This is a genomic window from Streptomyces sp. CO7, assembly GCF_053474865.1.
In genome coordinates this window covers 437,223-455,183 of sequence record NZ_JBRIOU010000005.1, presented here as the reverse complement: position 1 = coordinate 455,183, position 17,961 = coordinate 437,223, and the positions used below count along the sequence as shown (strand labels likewise).

The 17,961-nt window shown below is 68.9% G+C and carries 19 protein-coding genes; 16 read left to right on the top strand and 3 right to left on the bottom strand.

Annotated features, from left to right (window positions below; all coding sequences use genetic code 11):
• The 16 genes from ACOV8S_RS20485 to ACOV8S_RS20410 all read left to right on the top strand — a co-directional run.
• The coding region (locus tag ACOV8S_RS20485; protein WP_448319231.1) for a hypothetical protein at positions 1-405 on the top strand (405 nt) is incomplete at its 5' end.
• A 99-nt stretch (positions 406-504) separates the two neighbouring features.
• The gene (locus ACOV8S_RS20480; protein WP_448319230.1) at positions 505-1,080 is read left to right on the top strand and encodes a phage tail tube protein; all 576 of its coding nucleotides are present in this window, start codon (positions 505-507) and stop codon (positions 1,078-1,080) included.
• Between the two features lie 98 nt (positions 1,081-1,178).
• Complete coding sequence (locus ACOV8S_RS20475) at positions 1,179-1,505, top strand: hypothetical protein (RefSeq protein WP_448319229.1); 327 nt, start codon at positions 1,179-1,181, stop codon at positions 1,503-1,505.
• A gap of 98 nt (positions 1,506-1,603) precedes the next feature.
• Positions 1,604-2,023 (top strand): hypothetical protein, encoded by a 420-nt coding sequence (locus tag ACOV8S_RS20470; protein WP_448319228.1) that lies wholly within the window; start codon positions 1,604-1,606, stop codon positions 2,021-2,023.
• A 12-nt stretch (positions 2,024-2,035) separates the two neighbouring features.
• Positions 2,036-4,762, top strand: coding sequence for a hypothetical protein (locus tag ACOV8S_RS20465; RefSeq protein WP_448319227.1), 2,727 nt, complete (start codon positions 2,036-2,038; stop codon positions 4,760-4,762).
• A 13-nt stretch (positions 4,763-4,775) separates the two neighbouring features.
• Positions 4,776-6,173 (top strand): hypothetical protein, encoded by a 1,398-nt coding sequence (locus tag ACOV8S_RS20460; protein ID WP_448319226.1) that lies wholly within the window; start codon positions 4,776-4,778, stop codon positions 6,171-6,173.
• 1 nt (position 6,174) lies between these two features.
• Entirely contained in the window at positions 6,175-7,323 is a 1,149-nt protein-coding gene (locus ACOV8S_RS20455) for a phage tail protein (RefSeq protein ID WP_448319225.1), read from the top strand.
• Positions 7,287-8,252, top strand: a complete 966-nt coding sequence (locus ACOV8S_RS20450; RefSeq protein ID WP_448319224.1) for a hypothetical protein — start codon at positions 7,287-7,289, stop codon at positions 8,250-8,252. The genes ACOV8S_RS20455 and ACOV8S_RS20450 overlap by 37 nt, the downstream gene beginning before the upstream one ends.
• Before the next feature lie 8 nt (positions 8,253-8,260).
• Positions 8,261-8,863: a hypothetical protein gene (locus tag ACOV8S_RS20445; protein WP_448319223.1), complete on the top strand. Its 603-nt coding sequence runs from the start codon at positions 8,261-8,263 to the stop codon at positions 8,861-8,863.
• Positions 8,864-8,874: 11 nt separating this feature from the next.
• Positions 8,875-11,424 (top strand): right-handed parallel beta-helix repeat-containing protein, encoded by a 2,550-nt coding sequence (locus ACOV8S_RS20440; protein ID WP_448319222.1) that lies wholly within the window; start codon positions 8,875-8,877, stop codon positions 11,422-11,424.
• A 62-nt stretch (positions 11,425-11,486) separates the two neighbouring features.
• Positions 11,487-12,410: a hypothetical protein gene (locus ACOV8S_RS20435; RefSeq protein ID WP_448319221.1), complete on the top strand. Its 924-nt coding sequence runs from the start codon at positions 11,487-11,489 to the stop codon at positions 12,408-12,410.
• Between the two features lie 37 nt (positions 12,411-12,447).
• Complete coding sequence (locus tag ACOV8S_RS20430) at positions 12,448-13,383, top strand: hypothetical protein (protein ID WP_448319220.1); 936 nt, start codon at positions 12,448-12,450, stop codon at positions 13,381-13,383.
• Positions 13,384-13,483: 100 nt separating this feature from the next.
• Complete coding sequence (locus ACOV8S_RS20425) at positions 13,484-13,831, top strand: hypothetical protein (protein WP_448319486.1); 348 nt, start codon at positions 13,484-13,486, stop codon at positions 13,829-13,831.
• Complete coding sequence (locus ACOV8S_RS20420; RefSeq protein ID WP_448319219.1) at positions 13,749-14,057, top strand: DUF7620 family protein; 309 nt, start codon at positions 13,749-13,751, stop codon at positions 14,055-14,057. The genes ACOV8S_RS20425 and ACOV8S_RS20420 overlap by 83 nt, the downstream gene beginning before the upstream one ends.
• Positions 14,058-14,080: 23 nt before the next feature.
• Entirely contained in the window at positions 14,081-14,392 is a 312-nt protein-coding gene (locus ACOV8S_RS20415; RefSeq protein WP_448319218.1) for a hypothetical protein, read from the top strand.
• Between the two features lie 86 nt (positions 14,393-14,478).
• On the top strand, positions 14,479-15,327 hold the full coding sequence (locus ACOV8S_RS20410) for an N-acetylmuramoyl-L-alanine amidase (protein ID WP_448319217.1): 849 nt from the start codon (positions 14,479-14,481) through the stop codon (positions 15,325-15,327).
• 274 nt (positions 15,328-15,601) lie between these two features.
• Here ACOV8S_RS20410 and ACOV8S_RS20405 read toward each other — a convergent pair whose 3' ends face one another.
• The 3 genes from ACOV8S_RS20405 to ACOV8S_RS20395 all read right to left on the bottom strand — a co-directional run.
• Positions 15,602-15,865, bottom strand: coding sequence for a GntR family transcriptional regulator (locus ACOV8S_RS20405; RefSeq protein WP_448319216.1), 264 nt, complete (start codon positions 15,863-15,865; stop codon positions 15,602-15,604).
• Between the two features lie 960 nt (positions 15,866-16,825).
• Complete coding sequence (locus ACOV8S_RS20400; RefSeq protein ID WP_448319215.1) at positions 16,826-17,113, bottom strand: hypothetical protein; 288 nt, start codon at positions 17,111-17,113, stop codon at positions 16,826-16,828.
• Between the two features lie 81 nt (positions 17,114-17,194).
• Positions 17,195-17,961 (bottom strand): ComEC/Rec2 family competence protein (locus ACOV8S_RS20395; RefSeq protein ID WP_448319214.1); only part of this gene is annotated, 767 nt, incomplete at its 5' end.

The following is a 17,961-nucleotide window of genomic DNA, read 5'->3' as shown; positions in this document are numbered from 1 at the left end:
CCCCTGGTCTTCCCCGACATCGAGGCGATGGTCGTGCACCACCTGCTCGACACCGGCTTCGAGGCATCCACCGTCCGGCCGGGAGGCGACGCCTTCACGGAGGCGCTGCCCTTCGTGTGGGTCAACCGCATCGGCGGCGTGCGGGTCACCAGGACCTTCCAGGGACGGGCCCTCCATGACGAGGCTCGCATCTCTCTCGACGTCTTCGCCGCCAACCGGGTGGCCGCCACCGATGCGGTCGCTGCCGTCCGAGCCGCCGTCGAGGCGATGCACGGCACCTCCCGGGACGGCGGGTTCGTCCTGCGCACCTGGGAGGAGACCGGCCCTGCGGTGCGTCCGGAGGAGCCGAACACCAACGTCACGCGCATCGGCCTGACGGTGGGCATTCGCGTCCGCCCCGCCTGACCCGCGATCCCTCTCCGGGCCAGCCGGCCCGCCCCTCCAGCCCTGATCGGAGCTGGCAGTGCCCATCTTCGTGATGGCTTCCGAAGGAGTTTCTCTTCCATGACCGCTGACAGCGCTCAGGTGCGGGTTGGTGTCCAGGGTGCGGTGTATCTCGCGCCGGTCGGCACCACCGCTCCCGCCGACCCGTACGCCACGTGGGGAACGGGCTGGATCGACCTCGGCTACGCGACCGAGGACGGTCTGACCGAGGCCCTCAACGAGGACCGCCAGGAGTTCCGCGCCTGGGGCGAGACCAGCCCGGTGCGGACCCAGGTCACCAACCGCACCACCACCTTCAAGGTCATCCTCCAGCAGACCAGCGCCCACACCCTCGGGCTCTTCTACGGCGTGGACACCGCCGACATGACCAGCTCTGGCACGGGCGCCACCCAGGCGCTGACCTTCGCCGAGCCCCCGGTCGGCCAGCCGCTGACGTACGCGCTCGGCATGGACGTGGTCGACGGCGACTACCCGCGGCGGCTCCTCGTCGCCCGCGCGGAAGTCACCGCCCGGGGCGAGGTCACCTACAAGACCGACACCACGGTCTCCTACGACATCACCTTCACCGCCCTGGCGGGCACGGGCGGGACCAGCGCCATCTCCCGCATGTTCGGACAGGTCGCCCTCCCGGCCTGAACCCAGGTCCTCAGTCCACCGGCCGGAGCGACCTTCGCGGGTCTGCGCTCCGGCCGGTGCCATGACCCGCGCAGATCCGCGAGAACCCGGAGCACCCCGTGAGCAGCAACCGCAAGCGCCTCAACCTGGAGACCCTCCGTGCCCAGCGGCTGGAGGCCGAGGGCATCAAGGAGCTGGAGATCGTCGTGGAGGACGAGCGCTTCGTCTTCCCGACGTTCAGCTGGCTCCCGGTCGCCAAGTACAAGCAGATCAAGGCGCTGGACGACCAGACCGACCTGGTGGCCCAGACCGAGATCCTGCTCGGCCGGGAGAAGACCGCCCGCCTCTTCGAGCTGGGCGCGACGATCGGCGACCTCCTGGACATCTTCGAGGAGCTTCAGAAGGACGGTGTGGGCTCGGGGGAAGGGACCAGCTCCTCCGACTGATCGAGGAGCACCCCTCCGAGCTGAGGGCGGACATCGCCCGGTACTTCCCCGGGCGGTCCCTCAACGAGTTCCACCGCAACGAGTCCGGCAACGGCTCGATGACGTGGCTGGAGTTGTGGGAGTTCGTCCAGGCCCTCCCCCATGACGCCATGACCAAGGCCGTCGCAGCGGGCGACCACGGCCTGCGCAGGTGGACCGAGACGGACTACCTGCTGCGAGGAGTCCACGACCACTTGCAGTACCTGGTCCAGGTCTCCTGGGTCGGGCACCGCCTCCAGGGCAAGCCGCCCGACTTCGTCTCCTGGCCGTTGCCCGACCTGCGCTCCCCCGAGGAGATCGAGGAAGAGCAGCGGACAGCACTGGAGCGGTCCACGAAGGCCCGCAGGTTCATCGAGGCAACCAAGCCCGGAGCTCAGGACCCCGAGTACGCGAAGAAGCTCGCGGCTGCCCGCGAGGAACACCTGCGGCTGGCCGTCCGACCTTCCGACGGTGAGGCCGTGGTCTCGCCCGACAAGTGAATCGGAGGGGCGATGGCCACCAACGTGGGCCGTGTAGAGGCGTCCATCGTCCCGGAGACCTCCGGCTTCGCCGCCATGGCGGACCGCGCCCTGACGCCTGCCATGAGCCGTCTGGGTCGCAAGCTGGGAGAGACCGTCTCCAGGGCGATGACCCGGGCCCTGGACTTCTCCGGCATCAACACCGGCCTCCAGCGGGCACTGGACCGAGCTGAGGCCCAGGCCGCCGGCTCGGGCCGGGAGGTCGGCCGCGGGTTCGCCAGAGCCGTCCGTACCGAGGTCTCCACTGGGCTGCGGAACCTGCCGGAGGTGCAGGTCGGCCTCTCCGTCGACCGCACGTCTCTGGCGGAGTTCCGGGCCCGGATCGCCAACCTCACCCGTCCTGTCGTCCTGCCCGTCCCCCCGGAGATCGGCACGGAGGCCCTAGCGCTGTACCGGGCCCGGATCGCCAATCTGACGCAGGACCGCACCCTGCGGGTCAACGTGGAGGCGGACAACGCCACCGGCGGTCTTCAGGACTTCTCCAGGGCCGCCACGGGTGTCACTGAGTCCGCGTCCCAGGCCACCGGGGCTCTCGGGTCCGCCGGGGGCGGAGGAGGGCTCCAGGCGGCCCTCATGGCCGTGGGCGCCGCTGCCGGTCTGTCCGTGCTCCCGGCCCTCGGTGCCGTAGTGCCGATGATGGCCGGAGCGGCTCTGGGCGCGGGCACCATGACCGTCGCCTTCAACGGCGTCGGTGAAGCGCTGGAGCAGGCGGGCAAGGACCAGGAGAAGTACGAGGAAGCCCTCAAGCAGCTCGGCCCCGAGCAGCGTGCGTTCACCAAGGCGCTCGTCGGCCTGAAGAAGGAGTTCGCCCCGATCGGGCGCGAGGTCCAGAAGGCCATGCTGCCCGCATTCACCAAGGCGGTGAAGGCGGCCGGGCCCGTCGTCGCGATCCTCGGTGACGCGATGGTCGACACGGCCGAGGGCTTCGCCAACGTCGCCGACGGGGTTCGCCGGCTGATGAAGGACTCCGGCTTCCAGAAGGACTTCACCCGGGTCCTCAAGCTGGGCAACGGCTTCGTCCGTGACCTCGCTGGCGGTCTCGGAGGACTGGGCCGCTCCTTCCTGGACTTCGGAGCCGCCTCGGGGCCGACCCTGAAGGCGCTCTCTGGCGGCCTGCGGGACCTGCTCGGGGGCGACGGCCTCGGCCTGCCCGGCATGTTCGAAGGGCTGAAGCAGGGGATTCAGGGGTCCTCGCAGTTCCTCGACGGCTTCTTCGGCCTGATCAACCGACTGCTGCCCGCCCTGGGGCGTTTCTCGGGCACTGTGGCGGACATCTTCGGTCCAGTCTTCAAAGAAGCGTTCGGCCTGATGGGCAGCGTCTGGACCACGGGGCTGGACATGTTCTCGGCCGGGCTCCGTCTGGCCCAGCCGCTCCTGAAGGACCTCGCGTTCGGGCTGAAGTCGGTCAACCAGTGGGCCGGGATCGTCGGCCCCGTGCTGAAGGACGTGGGCCTCGCCGTCCTGGGGGCCTTCGCCCCCATCGGTGACGAGGTGGAGAAGGCCCGAGGTCCCCTCCAGCGCCTCTCGGGGTGGATCGAGGACAACCGCCTCGACCTCATGGAGGCCGCCCGGCAGATGGGCGTTGCGATCATCGGCATGGTCGACGCCGCGGTGCAGTTCCTGCCGGAGATCGTCGGCGGCTTCCGCATGATGGCGACCGGTGTACTCACCGCCATCGACGGCATCGTCTCCGGGGCGGCTGCGGCGTTCGGCTGGATCCCGGGCATCGGCAAGAAGTTCAGGGACGCCAACACCGAGTTCGATGGGTTCAAGAACACCTTCATCGACGGCCTGGGGGATGCCGAGACCAAGGCCCAGCAGTTCGCCGACACTGTCGGTCCTCGGCTGGACATGGGCGAACTCAAGCTCAACATCTCCAGTTGGGAACGACAGCTCCAGGTGGCCAAGGAGCAGCTCTCCGACAAGAACCTGCCCCGGGAGAAGCGGATCGAGCTGAAGGCCCGCATCGAGGACCTGAAGCGCAAGATCAAGGATGGCAAGGGCCAACTGGAGTCGTTGCCCGGCAGTAAGACCTCACGGGTGAAGGGCAACATCGCCGACCTGGAGGCCAAGCTCGACAGCAGCAAGAAGCAACTGAAGTCGGTACCGGACTCCCGAAAGGCGCAGGTCCGGGCCGACATCAACCAGCTTTCGAAGCAGGTCGCGGATGCGCGTCGTCTGCTCGCCTCCTTGCAGAACCGGACGGTCACCATCACGGCTGTCCGCCGCACGGTCAACAAGTCGGCAGACGGCGGCCCAGTGGGCCGTATGGCGGCCGGTGGACGGGTGCAGGCGTTCCCGTACGGCGGGGCCGTGTTCGGAGCTGGGACGGGCACATCGGACTCCATCCCGACGTGGTTGTCCAACGGCGAGTTCGTGATCCGTGCCGCGTCCGTTCGCAAGTACGGGCTCACCCTGATGGACGCAATCAACGAGGGCCGGCTGACTCAGGAAGCCGTCAAGGCCGATCTGGCCACCGCCAGGTACGGCAGTGCGGCCTCCATGCCAAGGCCCACCGTCTCGGAGCACCCAATCCCCGTGGCGGCCCAGGTCGACAGCAGCCGGCTGAACGGCGGGCAGCGACTTCGGCTCGTGGTCCGCGACCGGGAGTTCGACGCATACGTCGAGGAGGTCGCCGACGGCGCTGCCGAGGGAGCCATCCAGCGTGCACGACTGCGGGCCCGCGCGGGCGTGAAGTGACGAGGAGAGACGCATGCCGATGATCGTGGATACGTCCGCCCCGCCGGTCGTTCCGCCGGAGCGGGTGACCTCTCCCGAGGGGTGGCTCGCGGCACGAGTCGACGACGTATGGGCGGGGGTGTCCCTGTCGTACAACGGGGCCACCCCGCCGAGCGCGCGAAACCTGGCCTACAACCCGGGCGTCGAGGTCGACCTGACCAACACGCTTACCTACGCGGGCGCGACGAGGGAGCGCATCACCACGGACAGCCGGTTCGGCAGCGCGTGCATGCAGATCACCTCGACCGCAGCGACCTCGGGCTCGCAGTACCTCTGCGAGGCGATACCCGCCGGGACGGTGATCCGGGTGTCGGCATACGTCAAGGTGCCCCCGGGCGGGACGACCGCGTTCTTCGCCTTCCGGGATGCCTCGACGACGCACAACGTCGTCACGGCGGGCACTCCGGCCGTGGGCCAGTGGTCGCGGATGACGGTCTCCTACACGGTGCCCCCGGGCAAGGTCGTCGACCGGATCGCTGTCGCGTTCACGTCGCCCGTCGGCACGGTGTGGAAGGCCGACGGCATGATGGTCGAGACGGGCGTCTCCGCCCCGTCCGAGTACATCGACGGCTCGCAGCCCCACGGCGTCTGGGAGGGCAACCCCAACGCCTCCCCCTCGGTGCGTGTGACGGCGTTGCCGAACGTCGAGCAGGTGCTGAAGGTTCGCATCACCCGGCAGGACCCGAGCGCATCGGCACCCGTCACAGTCCGCAGCGGCGACCCGGCCTGGGCGGTAGAGGGCGTCGGTGCGGCCTACGACCACGAGGCACCCCTCGGTGTCGCCGTCACCTATACGGCGACCCCCGTGTACGCAGACGGCACACCGGGCCAGCCGACAAGCTTGGCCATCACGGTGCCCGCTCCCGGCAAGCCGGCTGACGTGTGGATCAAGTCGATCGACAACCCGGCGCTGTCGGCCCGGGTCATGGTGACGTCCTGGCCTTCGCTCAGGTGGGAGTCCCGCATCGAGCAGGTCGCCATGGACGGATCTCCGTTCCCAGTGGTCTCGCAGGACGTGTACACCGCTGCGGCCAGCGAAATCGAGATCTACGCCGAGGGCGCTCAGGTCGCCGTCCTCGAAGAGCTGCTGACCACGCCGGGGGTACGGATGATCCAGACCGATCCGGCCAACCAGCGGCGAGACCAGTACGTCCTCTTCGCCAATCCGGCGCAGGTCATGCCCGCCACCCCCACCGGCCCGCGTCTGTACACGGCGTCGCTGGTGCAGGTCGCTCGCCCGGACACGGCGGACCAGCCGATGCGGCTGCCGTCCTGGTCCTGGGACGAGGTGCCCGCGCAGTTCACCACCTGGGACGAGGTCGCCGCCTCCTACTCGTCGTGGGTGTCCCTCAGCACGAACGGAGTCAGCTGACATGCTGCCCGTGCCCGAGGCGGTCCACAGGGCCGTCCTGGCCCCGGCACAGCGCCCCTCCAAGGCGGAGTGGTCCAACGACGGCGGGAGGACCTGGACGCCCGTCGAGATCGCCTCTGCCCAGGTGCAGGCCAGCCGTTCCGCGGAGTGCCGTTACAGCGCCTCTGCCGACCTCCTGGGCGTCCCTCTGGGCCGCAGCGGGATCAACAGCGTCGCCACCCAGGTACGGCTGTTCCAGGGCATTGCTGGGTCCCGCATGGACCCGGTGTGGGTCCCGGCCGGGATCTACGTCGTGGACGTCGTCAGCCGCAGCCGGCTGGGGGCCAGCGTGCAACTGCTCGGTCTCGAAGACGCCGTCAGGAGCGCGAAGTTCCCGACGATGAGGACCATCGGTCCTGACACGGCGGAGGCCCTGGCGGAGCCGCTCGTCGCCGAGGCGCTGCCCGGCCGTGTGGTCTCCTGGCGGGCCGGTGTAGATCCCGGCACACCTGTGCCGAAGGTCGTTGTGGACGGGGACCGGTGGGCGGCCCTCAGTAACGGAACCGACAACAGCGGGGCCAACACGGGGATCGCCTCTGCTCTGGGCGGCGAGTTCTTCTGCGACGCCCGTGGGATCCCGACGATGGCGCCGGTCCCCACGCTGTCCGACCCGGTCGCGTGGCGGGTGCCGTACGGAGTCGCACTCATCCGGCCTACCGAGACACAGAGCGCCGAGGGCCTTGTGAACTGCTGGGCGGTCTCCGGCGACGGCGGCGAGGGCAAGCCCACGGTCGGGCCCGTCTTCGTCTGGGACGACGACCCCAACAGCCTGACGTACGCGGGGCCCGACCCCGTGGAAGACCCTCTCGCGCCGCAGCGGCTAGACCTTCCGTGGGTCCGGCTGCGGGTGGAGCGGTACACGTCTCCGCTCATCACCACGGCCACGCAGGCGAGCACCGTCGGACGCGCCAAGCTTGCCGACAGCCTCGGCGTACAGACCAGCCTCTCGTTCACCGCCGTGTGCCATCCGGCCCTGGAGCCCGGTGACGTCATCGAGGTCGAGGTGCGGCCCGGAGAGTGGCAGCGGCACATCCTCGACTCCCTCTCCTACACCCTCGGCGGCGCATCCATGTCGTGCACGACCAGGACGACCACGCGGAGGGTGACGTGAACAGCGACGCGGCACGCGCTCTGGGCGAGGACCTCGCCTCGGCGAGGAAGGGCACCGCGGCAGGAGGGACGGTCAGCGCCCAGGTCATCGACGTCACGGAGACGGGCGTCAACCTCGACCACGGTGGGGCCCTGCTGATGGACGTCCCGTGTGCCGACGCCTACCGCCATCGAAGGGCGGGCGACTGGGTGGCGCTTCGGCCGGGGGCCAGCCCTGTCGTCATGTGGCGGCTCGGGCCCGACCCCGGGGCGAACGACGAGGCCCTGACCCGCGAGGTCGCGACGGAGGTCGCACTCGACGAGCAGGTGATCCGCGCTGCCACCTGGGGAACCGCTCCCCCCTCCGGCAGCGGGTGGCAGGGGCCCGCCACGCTGTTCATGCGGAAGACGGCCGAGGGCAAGGTCGAGCTGTACGGCCAGGTCAGTTCCCTCTCCGAAGCCCCGCCGGACGCTCCCCCGACCCGGGCCCCGAAGTCGGTGACCGTGACCCCCACCGACTCGGGATCCTGGCGCAACGGGCGGCCCGACTCATACGCGGACTATCCGATGCAGGGCGACTGGACCGGTGGCGGCAACCGCAGAGGCGCGTTCTTCTACGGCAGCAGAATCGTCGATGCCTGCGCCGGGAAGACCGTCGCAGCCATGACAGTGCACGTCACCCGGCGAGCCGGCTCGGGCGTCAACGCCAAACGGCCGGTGCACTTCTATCTCCACGATCACGCCTCCGCACCGTCCGGTCAGCTCGACCTCGACGACGGCCCGGAGGACCTGCTGTCCCTCAGCGCCGGGGCCACGGGCACGGCAAAGCTGCCCACCTCCTGGCGCAACGCCCTCGCATCGGGATCCGCCAGGGGCCTGGCCATCTACGCCAGCGGCAGCACCGACTACCTCGGCATCACCGGTGGCTCGATCACCATCACCTTCAGTTAGGGGGCCTCATGGCATCCGTCGGCTTCGCGCAACTCCCGGTCCCCGGCGGCGGTGACGCACCGACCGGGCCTGGTGCACTCGCCGCTCTCGGCCTGGCCATCGACCCGCACCTCGTGCACCACGTCACCGACCGGGCCGCCCGGGACGCCCAGTTCGCGACGGCTCCGCTGCACACGGTGGTGACCGCCAACAACGGCTCCCTGTGGATCAAGACCTCGGCCAGCAGCAGCACCTGGGCGACCGTGTACGAGCCGGACCCGGACTGGCGTCCCGTCGCCCTCGCGTCCGGCTTCCAGTCCGGCAACGCGGCTGTCCGCAGGATCGGCAAGCGGGTGCACGTCCGAGGCACGATCACCAAGTCGGACGGCAGCGCGATCGTCAGCACGACGAAGCTCGGCGACGTCCCCGCGGACTGCTGGCCCCAGCACACGGCACGCGGGGCCGGTGGCTCCACGATCACGGGAGACCCCGTCGTCGGCCTCGGCCGGATCGAGGTCTTGGGCCAAGGCTCCAACGTCAACGGCGCCACCAACGGTGCGCTCATGTGGTACTCGCAGGACGGCAGCGGGACCGACTGGGTGGGCATCGACTTCAGCTACTGGATCGACTGAGGGGGACCCGGATGCTCTACACCTACGGCGGCACCTCGGCCGACGTGCTCACCGACCAAGCGGGCAACGTGGTCCCGGACTACCTGCTCAGGATCTACCGGGCGGGCACGGACGAGATCGTCACCGCCCTGTTCGAGGAGGACGGCCTCACGCCGATAGCCGAACTCCGCTCCAACCCGGCCGGCTCGGACCAGCCGGGGGCCATCCGGCCGTTCAAGCTGTCCGACGTGACTGCCATCGAGTACGCGTACAACGGCACCACCAGCGAGGTCCGCTGGTACCAGGCGGCTCGTGAACTGGCCCAGCAGGCGGTCTCACAGGCCGCCGGAGCCCTCTCCCGCTCGGAGGGCGGCACCGTCTCCGGGCACGTCTCCCTCACCGGCGGAGCGGCTGTCAGTGGGCTCCAGGTGACCGACGGTGCCGCGATCGACGAACTGTCCGTCGGGAAGCTCGTCGTGGGCGACGGGATCCTCGCGGGCTCCGCCTCCATCAACGTCCACTCCTACGGCGCTCAGGGCGACGGTGTGGCCGACGACGCCCCGGCCGTCCAGGAGGCGCTGAACGCGGCCACGCCCGGCGGCGAGGTGCTGGTGCCCCCGGGCACGTACCGGCTCGCGACGCTGCCCCTGCGGATCTACCGGGGAACGCACCTGCGTCTGATGGAGGGCGCGAAGTTCGTGCGGGCCGCCGACGCCACGCTCATCACCAACGGCGACGCCGACCAGAACTACCCCGGCTACACCGGGCACGGCGATCTCACCATCGAGGGCGGCGTCTGGGACATGCGCGGTGCGGCCGTCGGCCTGACCGCCTCCCGCATGTGCATCTCTCTCGGTCACGCCACCCGCGTCACGATCCGCGACGTGGAGATCCGCGACGTCTCCGGCTACCACGCCATCGAGATCAACGCGTGCAAGGACGTCCGGATCATCGACTGCTCCTTCAAGGGCTTCCGCGACCCCGGAGGCCGTGAGTTCTCCGAGGCCATCCAGCCGGACCTCGCCAAGGGAAGCGCGTACTTCGGGGCCTTCGGACCGTACGACCACACGGCCTGCGAGGACCTGCTGATCTCCGGCTGCTACTTCGGTCCCAGCGGCACGCCTGGCACGACCTCCTGGCCGCGCGGCATCGGCTCCCACTCCGCCACGATCACCAAGTGGCACAAGCGCGTCCGCGTCCTGGGGAACACGTTCGAGGGCTGCGCCCAGTACGCCATGACGGCGTACAACTACCAGGACGTCGTCTTCGCCAACAACAACGTCACCGGCTGCGGCGGCGGGTTCAGGGCCCAGCCGCCGGTGCTCAGCGACCCGAACGACACCAAGCTGCCGGACGGAACGCAGACCGGGGCGTCGCAGGCGGTCCGCAACTTCACCGTCACCGGCAACACCTTCCGTGACCTCACCGGACACGACGAGGCGGTCACCCTGGACGGTGTGGACACCGGCAAGGTCCTGGACGTCACGATCGCGGGCAACGTCATCGACGGAATCGGCGGCGCTGAGAACGGCGTGCGGCTGATCCACGCCCAGCAGGTCTCGGTGACCGGCAACGTCGTCCGCGGTGCGGCCAACACCGGCATCTCCCAGGACAACGTGGACGGCTGCGTCGTCTCCGGGAACCGGGTCTACGCCTCGGGCGGGTCCGGCATCACAGCCGACACCTGCACCGGCATGCTGATCACGGGCAACACGGTGCGGGACGCCGGCGTGAACGGCATCCACGTCCTGGCCGGGAGCGACATCCAGGTCCTGGACAACATGGTGAAGAGCGCCTCGCGGGGGTCGTCGGGCAACTACGGCATCCGCGTGTCGACCGGCACCGACGGCATCACCATCGCGGGCAACTCGGTACGCCTCAACGGCTCCGGCAACGAGATCGCCTACGGCCTGTCCATCACCAACACCTGCACGAACGTCCGCCGGTGGGGCAACGAGCTGGACGGCACCTCGGGCCCCCTCCAGGACGGTACGACCGGCCCGGTGACGACCCCGTTCCAGTCGGGCCACGGAGGCGTCGAGGACGCCATCAGCCCGGCCAGCCGGTACGAGACGACGTCCCGGCTCCGCTGCAGCACCTCCGGCACGATCACCTCGGGCCAGCTCACTCTGGTGCCGATCTGGCTGCCCAAGGGTGTCACCATCACCGCGATCGGTTTCGTCTCGGGCGGCACGGCTGCGGCGTCCCCGACCAACCAGTGGTTCGCCCTGTTCAACCGGGACCGCGTTGCGGTCGCCCGGACGGTGGACGCCACCACTGCGAGTTGGGCGGCGAACACCGTCAAGCAGCTCAACGTGGCGCAGACCACCGCCGGGTCAACGACGTCCTACCGGACCACCTACGAGGGTCTGTACTTCCTGGGCGTCCTGGTGGCCGCGGCGACCCCACCGTCCCTGCTCGGCGAGGGCAACGTGCACGCGGCGCTCGCCTCGGTCGCCCCGTCGTTCGGCGGCGCGAACACCGGGCTCACGTCACCGCCGACCGTCACGAGCGGCGCGTACACCGCGACCGCCCCCTCTGGCACCGGGCTGTTGGCCTACGGGTACGTCGTCACCGCCTGACTGCCGGGACGAGGTTCCTATATCGGTCGCCCTGACAGCGTGAGGGCCGCTAGCGTCCCGATGTGGACATCAACATGGCTTTCGCAGACCTGCTCCCTGGAGCGAGGAGGTTCGCGCACTCTGCGATGGACGCCCATGCGAAGAACGATGAGGAGGTCTTCCTTCTTCACGCGGGCGTCAGCATTGAGCGACTGGCGAAGGCTGTACTGGGCAAACAGAACGCCTTCTTCTTGATGGAGATGAAGGGTAACGAGGACGCCCTATTTCAGTTCGCCGGCGTGGAGCAGCCCACAAGGATCCGCACCATCGGAGCCGCGCAGGCGATCAAACGGCTGAAGCGCCTCGGGATTCTTTCTCAGGCTCCCGATCCCGATCTAGATGAGCTCATCGAGCTACGCAACGGTGTGGCACACCTCGTGCCCACCAACGCGCAGTATTTCGACGGCCTCACTGTCTTCGTCAGGACCACAGCGGTCCTCCTATCCGCCCTCCCTCACCACAGCGCAAGGTGGTACTGGGGGCCCCATCACCCCACGGTCAAGGTAACCATGGACGAGGCCACCGAAAGGGCGACCCGGCTCGTCCGGCAGGCGGTCGAACAAGCCCGTTACCGGCTTAGGGAGCGCATCCGGCTTCTCCCCTCTGCTATGGAGGCGGAGTTCAAGGAGAGTCGCTCGATACGCACCCCTGAGGTCGACACGAATGCTCGGTCAGTGCTTCTGCCGCACAAGTGCCCCGCGTGTCGGTACTACGGAGCCCTGGTCACGGGCCCGCCCGTCCTGATCAAACGAGACAAACCTGGTGAGGCCGTCCCTCGGCTGTTCGCCTGTCGAGTGTGCGGGCTTCGGCTCGGGACGCCTGAACTGCTCACAGCAGCCGGGCTAAACAAGCGAGTGCCGCTCGTGGACCTGCGTGGTGAACGGGTCATGACCCCAGCCGAAGAGTTCCTCTGGTTTGAGAGTCCGGCAGGCGAGGAGGACGATTGACCTTCGCGTCGGTTCGGAAGCCCGCTACCGTCCCAACATGGATGACTCCCTCTCGTTCGCGAGCTTCCTCAAGGGCGCGCAGCGAGCTGCCCACAAAGCCATGAAGAACCACGCGGAGGGCGACTACGACGACTTCGCCCTCTTCGGCGGCGTGGCCGTGGAGCGGCTTGCCAAGGCGGTGCTGGTCTGCAAAAACCCGGTGTACCTGCTGGACACGAAGCAGGTGAACGCGGACCTGCTGATGTACTTCGGCGGCCACATGGAGAAGCCCAAGAAGGTCTTCACAGTGGGTGCCGCCGAGGCCATCAAGCGACTGCGGAGGCTTCAAGTTCTCGGGAGCAGCGAAAAGCTCGACGAGTTGATCGAACTGCGCAACGGCACCGCGCACGCGAGTGTTGGCGACGAGGCGAAGTCACTGCTGCCCTTCATGGCAGAGGCGCTCTCCACGCTCCTTGATCATCTGGGGGAGTCCGTGGAGAGGTTCTGGGGGGACTGGCACGAGACCGTCAAGGTGGCAGTCGACAAACGACGCAGCGAAACCCAGCGAGATGTCGAGATTCGGGTCAACCAGGCTCGGCAACTCTTGGAAGGTAGGTTCCAGGGACTACCGCCGTTCGCGCGGTCAAAGGTGAAGGCGCTCGGCAGCGGATCCAGCTTCGTCTTCTTCTTCCACACGCCTGACGGTTCCGTCATGCCCCCAGGCGTTGTGACCCTGGTCGGCACCACCGGCTGCCCGGCCTGCCAGGGATCAGCGAAAGTCATGATCTCGTCAGACCCGACGGCTATCCCCACGACTGCCGCTCTGACCCTTGAGTCCTTCCGCTGCTTGTGGTGCAACTTGCGGTTGACCGGCCGGGAGGAGATAGGCGCTTCCGGGCTTGACCCCGAGGAACTCCTGCTGCTTGCCGATCTCGCGCTTGGCGCTTCAGAGAACCCGCCCATCGAGGCGGTCAATCCAGACCGCAACGAGTGACCTGCAACCCGTCGAAGGCCCCGGCATCTCCGCTGGGGCTTTCGCATGTCCAGAACCGCGCCGGACCCTCCTGCGCCATCTCCCCCAAGGAGGTCCCTCAGTGGTATCCGACGCATGGATCAGAGTCCTGGCCGTAGCAGACCAGGCCGATGCTCCATCCGATGTCGCCAAGATGCTCACGCCCTTCGCTCAGTACGGCATCGTGGGCGCGATCGTCGTGCTCCTGATCTGGGGCATCCTGGTCCCGAAGTACGTCATGACCGCCCTGACGTCCGACAGGGACAACTGGCGCACGGCATACGAGCGTGAGCGCGAGGCACACGAGGTGACGAGGCAGCAGCTCGCCGCCGCCCAGGCCAGCGCGGATGCAGCTACCGAGCAGGGCCGGGCGATCGTGCAGCTCCTCGACAAGCTCGGTCACCGCACGGACAACGCCAGGAGCGCATGACATGTGGCCCTTCCCCCGACGCCAGCACCAGCCCTCTCCCGAGTCGGAGTGCGCCATGGAGGCCGCTGCTCAGTCCCTCCGGGAGGCCAGGGCCGGACTCGCCCAAGCGGAAGCCCGGCTGACCGAGAGCCGTCGGGTGAAGGAGCAGCTCAAGGCGCACAACCGCGCCAACGCCTACTCGGACTTCATCGAGGGCATCGTCCTCGGCCGGCTCAGCGACGGCTGACACGCTGAAGCAAGGAGGCACCCGTGCTGTACGAACTCGTCCTCTTCACTCTCCTGTTCACGGGCCTCGCCTGCGCGGGCACTTTCCTGGTCCTGCACCGGCCCCGGAGGTTCTTCCGGGTCGTCGAGATCAACAGCTCCTGGTGGGTTCTCCTGGTCGCCCTGGTGTACCTGCGCTCCCTCATCCTCCTGGTCGTCCACGGGGCCGACCCGGGCGGCAGGGCCTGGTGGGACCTCGCGGTCTCGGTGGGCTTCCTGGCGGCCGTAGACGCCCTTCTGCTGGTGCGGCTCGTCTCTTACGCCAGGTATCTCCGGGCCAACCCCCAGCGCACCTGAGCGCCCTCAGAGCACCTCTCCCCCGCCCTCCCGGCTTCGGCCCGGAGGGCTTCGTCGTACTAGCAGACCCCTGAAGGAACCCGCCCATGAAGCTCGTCACCAGATCCCAGCTCGGATGGCCCGCATCGGCCGCACCCGCCCAGGCGAAGACCAAGGGCGTGAAGGTCCACTACGAGGGATCCGCGGTCTCCACGCGGCTCCTCACGGACCACAACGCTTGCATCGCCGAGTGGAAGGCCATCCGCAAGTCCCACCTCGCCAACAAGGCGGAGAACTACTCCGACGTGGCCTACAACTACGCGGCCTGCCCCCACGGTTACCTGCTGGAGGGCCGGGGTCTGGGCAAGCGCACCGGCGCCAACGGCAACCAGGCTCTGAACCAGGCGCACTACGCGATCGTGGCGCTGATCGGCTCCTCCGGCCTGACCGAGCCCACCGACGCCATGCTCCACGCGATCCGCGACGGCATCGAGCTGCTGCGGAAGCACGGTGCGGGCAACGAGATCAAGGGGCACCGGGACGGCTACGCGACCGCCTGCCCCGGTGGCCCGCTGTATGCGTGGGCGCAGAAGGGCGCTCCGCGTCCTGAGGAGGAGCCCGAAGCCGCCCCGGAGAAGCCCGCCCAGCCGGGCAAGGCCAAGCCGGTGGTATCCCTGCGGCGTCTCGTCGAGGCGGCTCGTAAGGACCCCGCGCTCCCGCAGGGCAAGGGCTCCCACCCGGCTGACGTGAAGCCGGTCGAGGCCGCTCTGGACAAGCTCGACTTCCTGTCCCCCGAGTACGCCAAGGACGGGTCCTTCGGCTCACTCACGGTCTCCGCCTACGCCCGCTACCAGCGGTCCCTGGGCTACTCCGGGAAGGACGCTGACGGGATCCCCGGGGAGTCGAGCCTGCGGAAGCTGGCCTCCAGGACGGGCCTGTTCACCATCTCAACCTGACCCACCCCGCCGAGCGCTGCGTGTTGGATCAGCTACTCTGAGTCCGCTTCCTTGGTCTCTCTGGCGATTGATCCACCGAAGCGCAAGCCCCCACCTCACCCGTTAACACGGGAGGGTGGGGGCTTGTCCTGCTTTCCGGGAGAATTACCGGAGAGTCCCGAGATGCCCTTAGAGTCGTGCCAACTCCTTGCGAGACAGATCCCTGGCGGGTTCTGCGAAGCGCCCCCGCTCTCCCCTGGTGCAGGAGAGCGGGGGCGCACTTCCATGCCTGGAGTCAGTCGGCCGGCTTGTCCTCGGGCAGGGCGATCACGAACACGCCCTTCCCCTGCACTCCCCTGACCAGCCCTTCCTCGGCGAGGGCCTCCAGCGCGGACTTGATCGTCCTGCGCGAGACCGTCCCGCCCGTCTCGACCTCCAGCTCGGCCTGACTGGGGAGGCGTCGACCCATCGGGATCTGGCCGGACCGGATCCGCTCGCGCAGCACGTCGGCGAGCTGGACGTACATCGGCGTCATGGATTCCCGGTCGAGATCGATCATGCCCTTGACCGTATGAACACATCTCGAATTGAGATAGATCTTGATAGCCCGTTTGAGGACGCCCTAAGACGTACCAAGTAGTGCCAAGCTGCGGTACCGTGTGCAGGCACCGCTACAGGAATCCTCCGAGGCCAGGACGGTTCGGAGGATGACCGACGCCTATGGGGAGGCATCGGCATGTCCAACTCTGAGGCCCGCCAGCCCAGAACCATTCCGTGGTCAGTCACCGAGAAGGACGCCTACGAGGCCCTACTGGAGCACTGCTGGGGCGACAAGGAGAAGCAGCACCCCCCGTGCTCCACCTGCGTTACGCCGACGCCGGGTGAATGCGAGACCGGAGCCGGCTTGCGGAGGGCACTGAGCCGCGCCACCCGGAGCAGGTCGGGAGGGCACGAGCATGTTCTGTGACCACTGCGGCCAGCCCATCGGGCCCGCGGAGCCCTTCGACCGCTACCCGGTCGACTCTGCCTCCGGTGCAGTGCCGGACGTCCTGCGTCACCGGCGGGCCTGCAAGGCACCGCCCCACCAGACCTATCAGCGCGACAGCCCTTTGGCCCGAGCACGGCGACGGTACGGCTGAGCAGACCCCCGCCTCGTACAGGGTGCCGGGACGCGGATGGGGCGTCACGGCAGGAGCGGAGGCGGGGCGGGAACGGCCGACGGCAGCAGGACAGGCCGATCCCTCGCAGAGCCCCCGGTCGGGTCACCGGCCCGCCCGGGGGCCTCTGTCGATGGCGAGCAGTACTTCACGAGGAGTAGAGCAGTGCAGAGCAGTACGTTCCGGTGGCTCGGGTCACTGAAGGACGAAGATGCCTACCGGTTTCTGGAGGAGGTCGTCGACCTAGCCCAGAGATCCGGCAGTCCTACAGGGTTCCTGCGGTCCCTGGATAGTCTGGTGTTGGCCTGGGTTCCCCCCGGCTCCGCGAGCCCCGCCAGGCAGGCGAGTGCGACGCTGGGCGGCTACTCGTCTTCCTCCCACTCAATCTCAATCTCGTCGTCGAGGTCCCCGTCGTCCACGATCCCTCCCGGGAAGGTGATCGGGTCCGGGTCCCAGTGACGGTACTCCCACTTGGCCTTGGTGGTGATCTGCTCAATGCTGTCCTCGGGCATGCACTCCTGAGCAGCCGCAGCCGCGCTGCGAATGACCTCCGCGTAGGTCTCCTCTAGCCGACTAGAGCGAGTCACCCGCTCGTTGACCTCGATCTCCAACTGGATGGTCAAGATCTTCCGGTTCTTCTTGGCAGCCATTCCGCCCCCTGATCGTTGGGCAACACAGTGTGCTGCGGGAGGGACGCAAGGGGCAGCAAAACGGTTCAACTGATGGGCTTTTCAGAAACCGTGGTGGGCGACCTTGAGGACGTCCACCCCGCCCGGTCCGGCGAGGAGGGGCGAGGCGGCCAGAGCGCGCTGGGCCGGGGGTTCCAGGTCCCCGAGCAGCAGCAGTCGCAGGCCGGCGGTCCGCACCAGCAGGGTGACGCTGGCGTCGTTCGGGGTAAGCACCCCGGAATCCGCCGCCGAGGGGTGGGGGGCGGCCGCGGGCCAGACTACTCGCCACCGCAGCCGCCCGGTATGCCGTTCCTGTCCGGCGACGGCCTGTGTGACGGGGATCGCAGCCCGGGCGGCGGTCCGGTGCACGAAGGCCGCCTGGTCGGCGGGGTCCGGAAGCCCGGTGACGGCGATCTCCCCCACCGCGCGGCCGCGCAGCACCCCCGGCAGGCCCGCCACGTGGTCGGCGTGGAAGTGGGTGAGCACCACCAGCGGGATCCGCCGGACGCCCAGCGTCCGCAGGCACCGGTCGACCGGTTCGGGCTCCGGGCCCGCGTCGACCACCACCGCGGCGCCGGCCCCGGCGTTCAGGACCAGGGCGTCGCCCTGTCCGACGTCGCAGACCACCATCCGCCAGTGCGGCGGCGGCCAGCCGGTGACCAGCCGGGTCACCTGGGGCGGCCGCAGCACCGCGAGCACCAGCAGCAGACCGCACCCCGCGCACAGCAGGGGGCGCCCGGGCAGCCGGCGCGCCGCCGGCAGCACGGCCAGGGTGACGGCGGTCAGCAGCGCGGCACCGCCCCAGCCCTCGGGCCAGTCCACCCCCGCGC

What these genes read in the sequence shown, in the direction of transcription:
- ACOV8S_RS20420 (WP_448319219.1), top strand. Translation starts at nt 13,749, where the DNA reads ATGCAGCTACCGAGCAGGGCCGGGCGATCGTGCAGCTCCTCGACAAGC.
- ACOV8S_RS20455 (WP_448319225.1), top strand. Translation starts at nt 6,175, where the DNA reads ATGCTGCCCGTGCCCGAGGCGGTCCACAGGGCCGTCCTGGCCCCGGCA.
- ACOV8S_RS20430 (WP_448319220.1), top strand. Translation starts at nt 12,448, where the DNA reads ATGGATGACTCCCTCTCGTTCGCGAGCTTCCTCAAGGGCGCGCAGCGA.
- ACOV8S_RS20410 (WP_448319217.1), top strand. Translation starts at nt 14,479, where the DNA reads ATGAAGCTCGTCACCAGATCCCAGCTCGGATGGCCCGCATCGGCCGCA.
- ACOV8S_RS20400 (WP_448319215.1), bottom strand. Translation starts at nt 17,113, where the DNA reads ATGGCTGCCAAGAAGAACCGGAAGATCTTGACCATCCAGTTGGAGATC.
- ACOV8S_RS20460 (WP_448319226.1), top strand. Translation starts at nt 4,776, where the DNA reads ATGCCGATGATCGTGGATACGTCCGCCCCGCCGGTCGTTCCGCCGGAG.
- ACOV8S_RS20470 (WP_448319228.1), top strand. Translation starts at nt 1,604, where the DNA reads ATGACGTGGCTGGAGTTGTGGGAGTTCGTCCAGGCCCTCCCCCATGAC.
- ACOV8S_RS20445 (WP_448319223.1), top strand. Translation starts at nt 8,261, where the DNA reads ATGGCATCCGTCGGCTTCGCGCAACTCCCGGTCCCCGGCGGCGGTGAC.
- ACOV8S_RS20480 (WP_448319230.1), top strand. Translation starts at nt 505, where the DNA reads ATGACCGCTGACAGCGCTCAGGTGCGGGTTGGTGTCCAGGGTGCGGTG.
- ACOV8S_RS20440 (WP_448319222.1), top strand. Translation starts at nt 8,875, where the DNA reads ATGCTCTACACCTACGGCGGCACCTCGGCCGACGTGCTCACCGACCAA.
- ACOV8S_RS20465 (WP_448319227.1), top strand. Translation starts at nt 2,036, where the DNA reads ATGGCCACCAACGTGGGCCGTGTAGAGGCGTCCATCGTCCCGGAGACC.
- ACOV8S_RS20405 (WP_448319216.1), bottom strand. Translation starts at nt 15,865, where the DNA reads ATGATCGATCTCGACCGGGAATCCATGACGCCGATGTACGTCCAGCTC.